The following is a 12,196-nucleotide window of genomic DNA, read 5'->3' as shown; positions in this document are numbered from 1 at the left end:
CGCTGCCCGCCGGGCGGCGTCCTCAGACCGATTTCCACGACCCGTGGAGGATTTGAATGACTACCCTCGAATTGCAAGAGCAACCACAAGCCGCCGCCCCCGAAGCCCAGGGCACCGGCATCTGGCAGAAGACCGGCACGTTCCTGAACGAGGCGGCCGGCGTGCACGCCCGCCACCTGGTGCGCGTGCTGGACCGCTACAGCGCCGACCCGGCCGCCGTGGCCTCGCGCCTGCCGCCGAACCGCGCGCTCAACGCCTGCTGCTTCTATCCCGAGCACCAGCCCACCCAGGTCATCCAGATGAACGTGGACGCCGACCTGGCCGGCAAGCTGCGCCGCGAACTGCGCCTGCAGGCCAAGGTGGCGGGCACGTTCTCGGACACCTCCGTGGGAACCTATTTCCCGCTGTCCACCATGTTCGAGAACAGCGCGCTCTTCATCCCCTCGGCCAAGCGTTTCTACGACGACAACCAGGACAAGGTGATGGAGCACTTCCCGCAGGCGGCCACCACCGTGGTCAATGCCTTCGTGGTGCCGGCCGGCAAGAAGCCCTACGGCACCCACTCGGCCAGCGGCATCGCGCTGCAGATCCCGTCGCTGGTCAAGAAGGGCCTGGGCTTTCCCAAGCACTACAAGAGCTTCCACACCGCCCTGACGCCCACCCCGATCACGCGCCAGCCCTTCGTCATCTTCGAGGACGCCGAGGTCGAGGCCCCGAACCTGAACTTCGTCTACATGAAGATGCTGGAGATGGACCTGGACGCCGAGGAGCGCGCCGCCGTCGACAAGGCGCTGTACCTGTACACCGAAGGGCTGCTGTCGGAAATCGACCTGCCCACGGTGCGCGACTTCCTGATGGCCAAGTACTGGGAAAAGAAATACGCCGACAAGCCCTCGTCCGGCTGGTTCTGCGACTCCAAGGTGGGCCAGGCGCTGTTCTTCGACAACTACCGCGCCCACGCCGACAGCACCTTGCCGCAGGCCACCGAGGACCGCGTCACCATCGACTTCCGCTGCTTCTCCAAGGTGGAGTATCCGGCGGGCATGACCAGCGGCCTGGACTTCATCGTCGACCCCAAGGAACGCGCCTACCAGACCAAGCGCAAGCGCGCCGGCATCGAGTTCCTGCTGACCGCGCTGGGCTACCACGACATCGACGAATTCCTGAAGATGATCTTCGGCACGCCCTACGGCCACATCAACCCGTTCGAGCTGCTGACCGACCTGCAGTTCGGCGTCTACAACAAGACCCGCCATCATCTGCTCGACCAGAACCTGGACGCTCACTACGAGCGGGTCGAGCGCCTGTACGAGCGGATCGAGCGCGACGGCGAATACGTGTTGCCGGAGCGCGCGCGCCAGTGCCTGGCGGCGATGGCGGGGAGTTGATGATGGCGCAAACCGCGCAAGATCCGGCCTTCGCCGCCATCCTGGAAAAGTACTTCGCCATCACCCGGGTGCCGTATGACGCCTTCACCCGCGCGTTCCTGGGACGCTGCCAGTCGTTCTCGGTGAAGGTCGACGGCGGCGTCTACAAGTACTACCGGCGCGGCGCCGGCCCCACCGTGGTGCTGGCGCATGGCATCCACAGCCACCTGGGCAGCATGGTGCCGATCGCCGAGCAGTTGCTGGACCTGGGCTACGAGGTGGTGCTGTTCGACATGCCGGCGCATGGCGAAGCCGCGGGCAGCGGCACCGACCCGGTGCAGGTGCGCGACTTCATCCGCAAGGTCTGCGCCCGGGTGGGCGACATCCACGCGGTGGTGAGCCATTCGCTGGGCGGGTTGTGGGCGCTGTCGGCCATGCACCAGGGGTTCCGCGCCGATGCCTTCGTCTCGATCTCGACGCCGTCCACCACGCGCTTCCTGGTCGAGAAGTTCGTCCAGCTCAACCAGCTCGACGCCGAGGTCGAGACCCGGCTGTGCGCCGAGCTGGAGCGGCGCTACGGCGCCTCGCTGTGGACCGACTATGCGCCCCGGCACATCGCCGGCGCGCTCGACGTGCCCGGCCTGGTCATCCACGGCGCCAAGGACGACTTCGTGCCGCCGGCGCACGCGCAAGCGCTGTATGACGCGTGGCCCGGCGCCACGCTGGAGATCGTCGATGGCGCGGGCCACTTCGAGATCCTGGGCCTGGCCGCCGTGGGCAAGCGGGTCGGCGCCTATCTGCGGGAGGTGCCGGTGGCCGCCGCGGCATGAGCGGCCCGCCCCGGCGCCGGCGGGGCCGGGGCGTCTTTTTCCATAAAACGCTTTTGACAGGACTTGGGATCTCAGATGAAACACGCGACGCAAGTAGAAACCCTGCGCAAGATGTTCAAGCTGCGCGAAGTGGACCGCGACGAGGACATGCTGGGCCGGGTGGTGCAAGTGCCGGCCAGCGTCTATATGGACAACGCCGTGCTGGAGCGCGAACTGGAAACGGCCTTCCGCGACTATCCCCTGGTGGTGGGCGCCTCGACCCAGGTGCGCGAGCCGGGCTCCTACCTGCTCAGCCCGTGGGACCGACTGCCGTTCGTGGTGGTGCGCGACAAGGGCGGCGCGCTGCGCGCCTTCCTCAACGTCTGCCGCCATCGCGGCGCGCGCCTGGTGTCGGGCAATGAGAAGGAACTGAAGTTCTTCACCTGTCCCTTCCATGGCTGGGTCTACGGCCTGGACGGCGAACTGAAGGGCGTGACCAAGCCCTATAACTTCCCCGACCTGGACTGCGGCAAGCACAAACTGGTGGAGCTGGCGGTGACCGAGCGCTCGGGGCTGGTCTGGCTGCATCCGACGCCGGGCGCGACCATCGACCTGGACGCCAGCCTGGGCGCCGACATGAGCGAGGAGATCGCCGGCTTCAAGCTCGACGAACTTTCCCTGCACAGCCGCAAGGTCAGCACCCTGAACGCCAACTGGAAGCTGCTGCTCAAGACTTACCTGGAGCGCTACCACGTGCCCATCCTGCACAAGAACACCATCGGCCCGGTGTTCGAGAAAGGGGTGATCGCGCACTTCGAACACGGCCTGCACATCCGCATCGCCGCGGCCAAGACCAACCTGATGGACGCGGCCGCCGCCGACCCGCAGTCGTGGCGCATCCTGGACTACGCATCGGTGTTCTACACGCTGTTCCCCAATACCTTCCTGATCAACCACGCCAACATCGTCTCGCTCAATTCCTTCTATCCGATCGCGCCCGACAAGACCATCTGGACCCACGACATGCTGTACCGCGAGGCCGATTACGCCGGCGAGGAAGGGCAGGCGACGCTGGCGCAGCGCTTCGGCAACATCGACGCGGTGTTCCATCGCGAGGACTTCGGCATCGTCGAAGGCGTGCAGGCCGGCCTGCACTGCGGCGCCAACCCGCAGCACACGCTGGGGCTCGAAGAGGGGCTGCTGGGCATGTTCCAGCACAACATCGACCGCGTGACCGCCTGACGGAGCCGCGCCATGACCGGCATCGATTGGGTCTTCGTCCTGGGCACGGCCGCCATCCTGCTCACGCCCGGTCCGACCAACACCCTGCTGGCGGCCGCGGGGCTGGCGCAGGGCTTTCGCCGCGCCGCGCCGCTGGTGGGTTTCGAACTGGCCGGCTACCTGGTCGGCATCACGGCGTGGGGCCTGTTCCTGGCGTCGGCGCAGGCCGCCTATCCCTGGATAGGCATCGTGGTGCGCGTGGCCAGCAGTGTCTACCTGGCCCACGTCGCGGTCAGGATCTGGTGCGCGGCGGGCGAGGATGTGACGACGCGCAAAGAGCCCATCGGGCCCTACGCGCTGTTCATCGCCACGCTGCTCAACCCCAAGGGCCTGGTGTTCGCGTCGACGCTGTTCCCGCCGCATGCGTTCGAGCACATGCCGGGCTACCTGGCCGCGATGGCGCAGTTCATCTGCCTGCTGGCGCCGATCGCGTTCCTGTGGATCAAGTTCGGCGCCGTGCTCGCCGGGCAGCGCATCGGCTTCATCAACCCGGAACGATTGCAGCGCACCGCCGCGCTGGTAATCGGGGTATTCTCTGTATCGATTGTTGGGTCCGCCGTTCGCTTGTCTCTGCTACCAGGATGAAACGACGTATGACGACTGAAAACAAGCTCTCCGCCGTTGCCGCCGCCGACACGGGCGCCGCGCGCAAGCCTCGCAAGAAACCCTTCCTGGCCAGCGCCATCGGCGCCGTGTTCGGCTTTGCCGGCACCGTGGCGCCGGGCGCCACCGCCAAGGTGGTGCAGAAGCTGCTGTTCACGCCCACAAGGCTCAAGCCCTCCGAGCCCGGACGCAGCGTGCTGGCGCAGGCGCGCGCCGAGCCGCACGAGATCGACGGCCAGACCGTCTACTACTACGTCTGGGGCGACAGCGGCCCGCGCGTGCTGCTGGTGCATGGCTGGGGCGGCGACGCCGCGCAGATGACGGCCTACGTCGAACCGCTGCGCCAGCGCGGCTACCAGGTCGTGGCCATCGACATGCCGGCCCATGGCCGCTCCACCGGCAAGCAGGCCTCGGTGCGCCACTTCGAACCCTGCGTGGCCCACGCCGCCCAGGCCTACGGACCGTTCCATGGCGTGATCGCGCATTCGCTGGGCGCGGCCGCCGTCACCTTTGCGCTGTCGCGTGGCTTTACCGTCGAGCGCGCGGTGTTCCTGGGGCCGGTCAGCCGCTACGACAGCGTCTGGGAATATTCGCGGCGCATGATGAACCTGCCGCCCAAGGTCATGCCGCTGGTGCTCAAGCGCGCCCAGGACTGGCTCGGCATCACCTTTCCCGAGATGGAGCCGGCGCGGCTGGCGCCGTCCATGACGACGCCGCTGCTGATCGTCCACGACCGTGCGGACCGCGAGAGCCCCTACGAGGATGCCGCCGTGCTGGCGCAGGCCTGGCCGGGCGCCGAACTGGTGGCCACCGAGAAGATGGGACACACCCGCGCATTGCGCGATCCCGCGCTGGTGGCGCAGGTGGCGGCTTTCGCCGCGCAATAGCGTCGCCCTGGCGCTTGGAGCGCCGGGGCGCGCCGGCCCGCGGCACGGCGCGTCGGACGGGCCGCGCGGCCGTTCAGGCCAGCGCCATGCTCAGCAGCACCAGCGCCAGCAGCGCCACGTACACCCGCGCATGCAGCCGGTCCGGGATGCGCGGGATCAGCGGCGCCGCCAGGCGGATTCCCGCCAGCGACCCCAGCGCCAATGCCGCGAAGGCCAGCAGGTCCACGTAGCCGATGATCCACGGCGCCAGCGGCGCGGGCAGCGCGCGCGCCGCCGCCATGTAGGCCAGCGTGCCGACGATGGCCACCGGCAGCGTCAGCGGATTGGCCATGGCCGCGGCCTTGGCCATGGCCAGGCCGCGCCGCCGCAGCAGCGGCACCGTCATCACGCTGCCGCCCACGCCCAGGAAGGTGGCGATCACGCCGATCACCACGCCGCCGCCCACGGTCACGCCCTGGCCCAGCGGCCGCGCCGCCTGCGCCTCGTGGCGCGCCATGAAGCCCTGGCGCAGCAGGCAGTCGAGGATGGTCACGGCCAGGTAGGCGATGAAGGCATAGCGCACCACGTCGCCGCTGGCGCGGGTGGCGGCCCAGGCGCCCAGCAAGGCGCCCACGCCGATGAAGCCGGCCAGCGGCCAGACATAGGCGCGCACGATGTTGCCGGCGCGCTGGTGCTTGCGGGTGGCGGCCACCGAGTTGACGATCATCACGCAGGTCGAGGTCGCCACCGCGATGTGCATCGCGGCCTGGCCGATGGCGTCCTGCGCGCCGTGGGTGGCGGTCAGCACGCCATACAGCACCGGCACCACCACGAAGCCGCCGCCGAAGCCGAACAGCACCGTGGTCACGCCGCTCAGGGCGCCAAACAGCGCCAGGGTCACATACAACATCGCAAACGTCCTTTCCGGGCAAAACGCCACGATAGGGCGGGGCGCGGTGGCTCGCTTTCGAGGATTGGACAATAATGTTCGCATTCCGGCCAATCCCGCCATGCGCAACACTCACATCGACCTGCACGACCGCCTGGACCGCGAGGTGGTCGCCATCGGCAACGACTATCCGCCCGGCCATCTGCTGCCGGCGCACACGCATCGCCGCGCCCAGCTGCTGTACGGCGCCACCGGCGTCATGCACGTGGCCACGCGCGACGGCAACTGGGTGGTGCCGCCGCAGCGCGCCGTCTGGATTCCCGCCGGGCTGGCGCACCAGGTGCGGATGCAGGACGTCAGCACCCGCAGCGCCTACATCGAGCCGGGCGCGGCGCGTGCCGCCAGCACGGCCTGCGAAGTGGTCGAGGTGTCGCCGCTGCTGCGCCAGCTGCTGCTGGCCGCGGTGGACATGCCGGCGCGCTACGACGTGGCCGGCCGCGACGGCGCGCTGGCGGCGCTGCTGCTGCACGAAGTGGCGCGCGCGCCGGTGCTGCCGCTGCACATCCCGCTGCCGCGCGACAAGCGCCTGGCGCCGCTGTGCCGCGCCTTCATCGCCGCGCCCGACGTGCGCCAGTCGCCCGAGGCCTGGGCCGAGCGCCTGCACATGAGCCCGCGCACCTTCAGCCGCCACTTCCGCCAGCAGACCGGCATGGCGTTCTCGGCCTGGCGCCAGCGCGCCTGCGTGGTGCTGGCGCTGGCGCGGCTGGCGGCGGGCACGCCGGTGACGGCCATCGCGCTGGATTTCGGCTACCAGAGCCCGGCGGCATTCTCGACCATGTTCCGGCGCGTGCTGGGCCGTCCGCCCACCGGCTACCTGCAACAGCCCGAGTGAACGGCGCGGACGCTAGCGCCGCAGCTTCATCGACACGTCGGTGTGCGTGCCACGGTCCAGGTCCGCGCCCAGGGATTGGCTCCAGTCTGGTAGCTTGAGCAATTCGTTGCCGGTTTCGCCCGCTTCGATGCGCCGCGCGATGTCATCGAGCAACTGCGTGCGGTTGGCAAATCCGCGTCCCTGCAGGCCGCGCGCGAACAACCGGTAGGTCAGGTTGGGTTCGACCCCCTTCATCACCCCGAGATCGAGGATGCGGCCATGTTCGTCGCGCAGCAGCAAGTGGCCTGGGCGGGCGTAGATGCGGTAGATGCGCCAAGGCGAGGCCACTGCGGCATGGTCGCGCGGCGCGGCCGGCCGCGTGGCGGGGTCCGGCGGCGTCGCGGGCGGGAGCAGTTTCACGCAGGCGTTGGCGAATCTGGCGATGGACCTTCTGATGACGCTCACGTGCGCTCCGCGACAGGCGCGCGCGGCGGTTGGAACGATTGCGCCGGGGAGCGCGGGGGGGCGCGATGCGCGGCGGGCGCCGCGTGTTTGCTGTGGTCATGGCGCATGGGCGTCGTCCTCCTGTATGGCGATACGGCGAGGTGACGCGCGTTCAAGCACCATGTCCGCAGGATACGCGCTTTCTCGCGCGCTGACGGCGTCTCCCGCCACGAAAGTGATTCAGGACATCACGGCCGCCCTAATTGGAAACACCCGTTGACTTTCCGGGGCTGGGCACCCATAGTCGATTGAAGCTGTTCGAGCATCGTGATTTTCGTCCGGTATCGCACCCTCCCAGGGGCGCCTCATTGTTCGCTATCCTTTCCTTGACTGGCTCTTTCTCGGGCAGCGCCCGTCATGCAAGGAGTGGAAATATGGAAACCGGAATCGTGAAGTGGTTCAACGACGCCAAGGGCTTTGGCTTCATCATGCCCGAAAATGGCGGCAAGGATCTGTTCGCGCATTTTTCTGAAATCGTCGGCGACGGCCATAAGGCTCTGGTCGAGAATCAGCGCGTCAGCTACGTCACCGCGCAAGGCGCGAAAGGCCCTCACGCAACGCAGATTCGCGCAATGTGAGCGCAGGCCCCCACGGCCCGTATCTCGGATGGGAGCGAACATGTTTCATAACAACATGGTCTACAAGGGTTACCGGCTGACCGCCAGTGTTTCCCGCATTTCCGTGGATGGCAGCGGCAGGCCCGCTTTCACCGCGACCGTGGCGGTGGAGCTGGCCGCCGAACAGGATCGCCGCAACGACCACCACGTCGTGGTGCCCTTGTTCGCATCAGGCGGCTCTGTCTCCAGCCCCGTCATGGCGGTGGATGCGGCCATCCACCATGGCCGCTTGCTGGTGGACAGCCACGCGCGCTCCGCCAGCGCGGCGCTGCAACGGTAGGCCCGCCTTCGTAACCAGCCGCGATCGCGCCGACCGGCGCGGCGGGGCCGCGCTGCCTACGCCGCGTACCACAGCACCGCGAAGAAATGGCACACCGTGCCCGTCAGCACGAACAAGTGCCAGACGAAATGCGCATAGCGCCAGCGGTTGTCGAACACGAAGAACACCACGCCGCCGGTGTAGGCCAGTCCGCCCGCCACCAGCCACCACAGGCCGCCCTCGGGCACCCGTTCCAGCAGCGGCTTGACGGCGATGATGACCAGCCAGCCCATGGCCAGGTACAGTCCGGTCGAGATCGCCGGCCGGTTGAGCCGCTTGCTGGCTTTCAGGCCCACGCCCAGCAGGGCCAGCCCCCACACCAGCCCGAACAGCGTCCAGCCCCACGGCCCGCGCAGCGCGCCCAGCGCGAACGGCGTATAGGTGCCGGCGATCAACAGGTAGATGGCCGAGTGGTCGAGCACGTTGAAGAGGCGCTTGGCGCGGTTTTCGGGCAGCGCGTGGTAGATGGTGGAGGCCAGGTACAGCAGGCACATGCTGGCGGCGAACACCGCCGCGCCGGCGATGAAGGCGGCGTCGCCCTGGCGCGCGGCGGCGACGATCAGGATGGGGGCGGCGGCCAGCGCGCCGGCCGCGCCCAGGCCGTGGCTGATGGTGTTGGCGATTTCTTCGCCCAGGGTCTGGCGGCGGTCGTTCGGGAACATGGTTTGCTGGCGGCGCGTGGCTTGGATTCTCAGGGTTTCCACCATAAGGGTTTTGGGCCGCCACCTCAAGCCGGACCGCCGCGCGCGGGGGGATGGCTTGATTTTCTGCAAACCGCATCGCCGCCGGCATGCCTCAGGAGCATCGATGGAAAGTTACTGTGTGATACATTTCACACGCTCGATCAGCCGCCCGCAGAGGCGGCGCTTTTGCTGCATGGCGTTATCGAGGGCAGCGCATCCGGCGGGCCCGCAAGACTCTTCAAGGGGAGGCTCTTCTATGATTCCGGCAATCGGCCTGATGGTTGGGGCGTATATCATCACGCGCATGACCGCGATGTTGACCCAGCCTGGCACCAGCAAAGTCCTCAAGGTACTTTCCCTCATCACGATCGCGGTGGCGCTGGTGTCCTGTCTGGACCTGTTGACCGGCAGCGCGGCGATCCCGCCGGGCCGGTTCTGACGGGATTTCCAGCCCGAACCATGGCGCGCAGTCTGACCCATCTCTTTTTCAATGCCGCAAAGAAGCTGAGCAAGATCCAGCGCGCGGCCTTGCGCATGGCCGCGCCCCGGCGCGCCCGCAAGCGGTCCGCCCCGGCGCGCCAGGCCGTGGTCCGTTCCGGCGCGGCCAGCCCCGCGGCAGCCAACCTGGGCGGTGGCCGCTGGGAGGCCTCGCGGCAGTTTTCCGACGCCCATGGGCGGCGCCTCACGTTCGCCCGCTATACCCCGCCGGCCGCGCCGCGCCAGGGCATGCCGCTGGTGGTGATGCTGCATGGTTGTCGCCAGACCGCGCTGGCGTTCGCGCGCGGCTCGCGCATGAATCAATGGGCCGACGCGGGCGGCTTCATGGTGCTGTATCCGCAGCAGTCGATGACGCGGCAGGTGCAGCGCTGCTGGCGCTGGTTCCAGCCTGATGCCCTGCATGGTGGCGCCGAGGCCGACCTGCTCGCCGCCTTGATCCGGGCCGAGGTGGCGCGCCATGGCCTGGATCCGCAACGTGTCTACATCGCCGGCCTGTCGGCGGGCGCCGGCATGGCGGCGCTGGTGGCGCTGCGCCCCCCGCGCTGATCGCCGCGCTGGCCATGCATTCCGGGCCGGTGGTGGGAGACGCGCACAGCGCCACGGCCGGGCTGCACACGATGCGCCGCGGCACGCTCAGGCCGCTGCTGCCGCTGGTGCAGGCCGTGGCCGACCCGGCGCTGTTCCAGCTGGGCATGCCGACCATGATCCTGCACGGGCAAATGGATCCGGCGGTGGCGCCGCGCAACGCCCGGCAGTTGTTCGAGCAGTTCCGCGCGGTCAATGGCCTGGCGCCGGACGAGCCCACCGTCGAGCGCGTGCTCGGCCTGGGGACCGAAAAGGCCTACCGCCGCGTCGACCTGCTGCGCGACCGCAAGGTGGTGCTGCGGTTGTGCGAGATCACGCGGGTCGAGCATGGATGGAGCGGTGGCGATGCCTCGGTGCGCTATCACGCGCGCAGCGGGCCGGATGCCTCGGCGCTGGCCTGGCGTTTCTTCCAGGGCCAGCGGCGCGTGCTCGTGTCTTCCTAGGACCTGTTGGCGCCATTGTTCAGAAAGCGGAAACAGACATGTCGCCCCGCCCGTCGCGCGCGTGCCATGGCGCGGCGGTAACATCGCGGCACGCCCGCGATCCCCGGCGCCGTTCCGGTTGCCGGCCGGGCAAGCCTATTCGGAACTTCCCATCATGTCCCTGTCCATTTACAAGGCCTCGGTGCCTGTCTTCATTCGCGGCCTGAGCGTCTTGGCCACATTGCTGGAAAAAGGCGCGGCGCACGCGGCCGCCAATGGCATCGATCCCGCCGAGCTGGTCAATGCCCGGTTGGCGCCGGACATGTATCCCTTGTCCGGCCAGGTGCAACGCGCCAGCGACGCGTCCAAGTTCGCCGTGCAGCGCCTGTCGCAAGTCGAATCGCCGCGCTTTCCGGACGAGGAAACCACCTTGGAGCAACTGCGGCAGCGCGTCGCCGATACGATTGCCTACCTGCGCTCGGTGCCGGCCGACAAGCTCGACGGCGCCGAAGCCCGCACGATCACGCTCAGCTTCGGCGAGTTCAAGCCCGAATTCCGGGGCGACGCCTACTTGCTGACGTTCGCGCTGCCGAACTTCTACTTCCACGTCACCACCGCCTACGACATCCTGCGCCACGCCGGCGTGCCGATCGGCAAGCTGGACTTCCTGGGCCCATACCCGGCCTGACGCCGGGCGCGCGTGCCGGCGGCGCGCCGCCGACCGCGCATTGCCATTCAACCCGGCTTGCGGGCCGGATCGCCGCAGCCTTCCATCGGGCCCATCTTGGCCATGTTCGCCTGGATCTCCTCGGGCGTCAGGTCTTCCTTGTGGGTGGCGATGGACCAGCGGTGGCCGAACGGGTCCACCACCTGGCCGTAGCGGTCGCCCCAGAACATATCGGCCGCCGGCATGGTGACCTGCGCGCCCGCCGCCACCGCCTGCTTGATTGCCGCGTCGACGTCTTCCACGTACAGGTGCAGGGTCACCGGCGTGCCCTTGAGCGCCTTGGGTCCCAGGCTGCCCCACTCGGGAAAATCGTCCATCAGCATCACCACCGAATCGCCGATGCGGATGGCCGCGTGCATCACCTTGCCGCCTGGACCGGGCAGGCGCGCCAGTTCCTGCGCGTCGAAGGCCTTGCGATAGAACGCGATCGCGTCCGAGGCGCCTTCGCACACGATGTGCGGGGTCAGGGTGTGCATGCCGTCGGGAATCGCCTGCTTTGCGGGGGTCGCCATGATGTGTCTCCGAAATTCCTGGATGAAAGTTGCTCGTGGAAGGGGCGGCGCGCCTGCGCGAACCTGCCCGTCCTTGCCCTACGACGAACGGAGGCCGCCGGGATCGACACGCCGTCCGGTTTTTTTTACTGGGCGCGGGCCGATTTGCCGACCAGCGTGGTGAATCCGCCCCAGCACATGCGCTTGAAGTCGAACACGCCTTCGCACGACACGCTGTTCAGGCGCGGATCGGCCATGACCTTGGCGTTGATGCGGTCGCGCTCGGCCTTGCTGGTGAACACGATCCACGAGAACACCACCGTCTCGCCTTCGCGCGCGCTGGCCGCGGCGCTGAACGAGCCGAAGCCTTCGCCGTCGATGTCGTCCGCCACGCATTCGCGATACTCCAGCGCGCCGTTCTCCAGCCAGATCGAGCCGGCCAGATCGGCCATCTTGCGGTAGGCCTCGAGGTTGGCCTTGGGGACGCTCAACAGGTAACCGTCTATGTACTGTTCCATCTGATGCTCCTTGACTTGGTGTTGTTGTGGGCCCCGGCGCGGAACCCGCCAGTCCGCGCGGGCCATGTCGGCAGCGATGCCGGCAGATGTCACTGTATCGGGATCGGCGGCGCTTTCAGATAGGCGTTTGCGACATTCTTGAGGGT

General features: G+C 68.2%; 15 protein-coding genes and 1 pseudogene. 11 read left to right on the top strand and 5 right to left on the bottom strand.

Translation table 11 applies throughout. From position 1 onward, the window contains the following. The first annotated feature begins 56 nt into the window (after positions 1 to 56). From ACUTAG_RS03505 to ACUTAG_RS03485, 5 genes are all read left to right on the top strand, one after another. Positions 57 to 1,388, top strand: coding sequence for a hypothetical protein (locus ACUTAG_RS03505; RefSeq protein WP_054444403.1), 1,332 nt, complete (start codon positions 57 to 59; stop codon positions 1,386 to 1,388). Further along, positions 1,388 to 2,197, top strand: coding sequence for an alpha/beta fold hydrolase (locus tag ACUTAG_RS03500; RefSeq protein ID WP_020928584.1), 810 nt, complete (start codon positions 1,388 to 1,390; stop codon positions 2,195 to 2,197). The genes ACUTAG_RS03505 and ACUTAG_RS03500 overlap by 1 nt, the downstream gene beginning before the upstream one ends. A 75-nt stretch (positions 2,198 to 2,272) precedes the next feature. After that, positions 2,273 to 3,418 (top strand): aromatic ring-hydroxylating oxygenase subunit alpha, encoded by a 1,146-nt coding sequence (locus tag ACUTAG_RS03495; protein WP_006385414.1) that lies wholly within the window; start codon positions 2,273 to 2,275, stop codon positions 3,416 to 3,418. A 12-nt stretch (positions 3,419 to 3,430) separates the two neighbouring features. Beyond that, a complete protein-coding gene (locus tag ACUTAG_RS03490) occupies positions 3,431 to 4,042 on the top strand; it encodes a LysE family translocator (protein ID WP_049055509.1) in 612 nt (203 codons plus the stop codon). Positions 4,043 to 4,050: 8 nt separating this feature from the next. Continuing rightward, positions 4,051 to 4,947, top strand: coding sequence for an alpha/beta hydrolase (locus tag ACUTAG_RS03485; RefSeq protein ID WP_049055508.1), 897 nt, complete (start codon positions 4,051 to 4,053; stop codon positions 4,945 to 4,947). 73 nt (positions 4,948 to 5,020) lie between these two features. On the opposite strand, the gene ACUTAG_RS03480 is transcribed toward ACUTAG_RS03485, so the two are convergent. Continuing rightward, on the bottom strand, positions 5,021 to 5,836 hold the full coding sequence (locus ACUTAG_RS03480) for a sulfite exporter TauE/SafE family protein (protein WP_024069643.1): 816 nt from the start codon (positions 5,834 to 5,836) through the stop codon (positions 5,021 to 5,023). Between the two features lie 100 nt (positions 5,837 to 5,936). On the opposite strand from ACUTAG_RS03480, the gene ACUTAG_RS03475 reads away from it, so the two are divergent. After that, positions 5,937 to 6,707, top strand: a complete 771-nt coding sequence (locus ACUTAG_RS03475; RefSeq protein WP_053499912.1) for an AraC family transcriptional regulator — start codon at positions 5,937 to 5,939, stop codon at positions 6,705 to 6,707. 12 nt (positions 6,708 to 6,719) lie between these two features. On the opposite strand, the gene ACUTAG_RS03470 is transcribed toward ACUTAG_RS03475, so the two are convergent. Beyond that, the gene (locus tag ACUTAG_RS03470) at positions 6,720 to 7,151 is read right to left on the bottom strand and encodes a hypothetical protein (RefSeq protein WP_054436962.1); all 432 of its coding nucleotides are present in this window, start codon (positions 7,149 to 7,151) and stop codon (positions 6,720 to 6,722) included. A 413-nt stretch (positions 7,152 to 7,564) separates the two neighbouring features. Here ACUTAG_RS03470 and ACUTAG_RS03465 point away from each other — a divergent pair, with 413 nt between their 5' ends. Together ACUTAG_RS03465 and ACUTAG_RS03460 are read left to right on the top strand one after the other, a co-directional pair. Continuing rightward, a complete protein-coding gene (locus ACUTAG_RS03465) occupies positions 7,565 to 7,768 on the top strand; it encodes a cold-shock protein (RefSeq protein ID WP_006385404.1) in 204 nt (67 codons plus the stop codon). A gap of 40 nt (positions 7,769 to 7,808) precedes the next feature. Beyond that, entirely contained in the window at positions 7,809 to 8,087 is a 279-nt protein-coding gene (locus ACUTAG_RS03460; protein ID WP_148318278.1) for a hypothetical protein, read from the top strand. 56 nt (positions 8,088 to 8,143) lie between these two features. Here ACUTAG_RS03460 and trhA read toward each other — a convergent pair whose 3' ends face one another. Then, on the bottom strand, positions 8,144 to 8,788 hold the full coding sequence (gene trhA / locus ACUTAG_RS03455) for a PAQR family membrane homeostasis protein TrhA (protein WP_045953616.1): 645 nt from the start codon (positions 8,786 to 8,788) through the stop codon (positions 8,144 to 8,146). Positions 8,789 to 9,065: 277 nt separating this feature from the next. Between trhA and ACUTAG_RS03450 the strand changes: the two genes are divergently transcribed. The 3 genes and pseudogenes from ACUTAG_RS03450 to ACUTAG_RS03440 all read left to right on the top strand — a co-directional run bounded on the left by ACUTAG_RS03450 (position 9,066) and on the right by ACUTAG_RS03440 (position 11,002). After that, entirely contained in the window at positions 9,066 to 9,248 is a 183-nt protein-coding gene (locus ACUTAG_RS03450; RefSeq protein WP_024069638.1) for a hypothetical protein, read from the top strand. Between the two features lie 20 nt (positions 9,249 to 9,268). After that, positions 9,269 to 10,335: pseudogene (locus ACUTAG_RS03445) on the top strand (extracellular catalytic domain type 1 short-chain-length polyhydroxyalkanoate depolymerase). A 154-nt stretch (positions 10,336 to 10,489) separates the two neighbouring features. Next, positions 10,490 to 11,002: a DUF1993 domain-containing protein gene (locus ACUTAG_RS03440; protein ID WP_054485287.1), complete on the top strand. Its 513-nt coding sequence runs from the start codon at positions 10,490 to 10,492 to the stop codon at positions 11,000 to 11,002. 47 nt (positions 11,003 to 11,049) lie between these two features. Here the strand turns inward: ACUTAG_RS03440 and ACUTAG_RS03435 are convergent, their stop codons facing one another. Together ACUTAG_RS03435 and ACUTAG_RS03430 are read right to left on the bottom strand one after the other, a co-directional pair. Further along, complete coding sequence (locus ACUTAG_RS03435) at positions 11,050 to 11,553, bottom strand: VOC family protein (protein ID WP_006385398.1); 504 nt, start codon at positions 11,551 to 11,553, stop codon at positions 11,050 to 11,052. A 125-nt stretch (positions 11,554 to 11,678) separates the two neighbouring features. Next, complete coding sequence (locus ACUTAG_RS03430) at positions 11,679 to 12,050, bottom strand: DUF1428 domain-containing protein (protein ID WP_006385397.1); 372 nt, start codon at positions 12,048 to 12,050, stop codon at positions 11,679 to 11,681. Positions 12,051 to 12,196: the final 146 nt, after the last annotated feature.

It is taken from the genome of Achromobacter sp. CSND-B12 (genome assembly GCF_052906545.1).
The sequence above is the reverse complement of the archived record's forward strand: the minus strand, read 5'-3'. Positions and strand labels throughout refer to the sequence as shown.

Coding starts and splice junctions, on each gene's coding strand:
- ACUTAG_RS03505 (WP_054444403.1), top strand. CDS start 57: ATGACTACCCTCGAATTGCAAGAGCAACCACAAGCCGCCGCCCCCGAA.
- ACUTAG_RS03500 (WP_020928584.1), top strand. CDS start 1,388: ATGATGGCGCAAACCGCGCAAGATCCGGCCTTCGCCGCCATCCTGGAA.
- ACUTAG_RS03495 (WP_006385414.1), top strand. CDS start 2,273: ATGAAACACGCGACGCAAGTAGAAACCCTGCGCAAGATGTTCAAGCTG.
- ACUTAG_RS03490 (WP_049055509.1), top strand. CDS start 3,431: ATGACCGGCATCGATTGGGTCTTCGTCCTGGGCACGGCCGCCATCCTG.
- ACUTAG_RS03485 (WP_049055508.1), top strand. CDS start 4,051: ATGACGACTGAAAACAAGCTCTCCGCCGTTGCCGCCGCCGACACGGGC.
- ACUTAG_RS03480 (WP_024069643.1), bottom strand. CDS start 5,836: ATGTTGTATGTGACCCTGGCGCTGTTTGGCGCCCTGAGCGGCGTGACC.
- ACUTAG_RS03475 (WP_053499912.1), top strand. CDS start 5,937: ATGCGCAACACTCACATCGACCTGCACGACCGCCTGGACCGCGAGGTG.
- ACUTAG_RS03465 (WP_006385404.1), top strand. CDS start 7,565: ATGGAAACCGGAATCGTGAAGTGGTTCAACGACGCCAAGGGCTTTGGC.
- ACUTAG_RS03460 (WP_148318278.1), top strand. CDS start 7,809: ATGTTTCATAACAACATGGTCTACAAGGGTTACCGGCTGACCGCCAGT.
- trhA (WP_045953616.1), bottom strand. CDS start 8,788: ATGTTCCCGAACGACCGCCGCCAGACCCTGGGCGAAGAAATCGCCAAC.
- ACUTAG_RS03450 (WP_024069638.1), top strand. CDS start 9,066: ATGATTCCGGCAATCGGCCTGATGGTTGGGGCGTATATCATCACGCGC.
- ACUTAG_RS03440 (WP_054485287.1), top strand. CDS start 10,490: ATGTCCCTGTCCATTTACAAGGCCTCGGTGCCTGTCTTCATTCGCGGC.
- ACUTAG_RS03435 (WP_006385398.1), bottom strand. CDS start 11,553: ATGGCGACCCCCGCAAAGCAGGCGATTCCCGACGGCATGCACACCCTG.
- ACUTAG_RS03430 (WP_006385397.1), bottom strand. CDS start 12,050: ATGGAACAGTACATAGACGGTTACCTGTTGAGCGTCCCCAAGGCCAAC.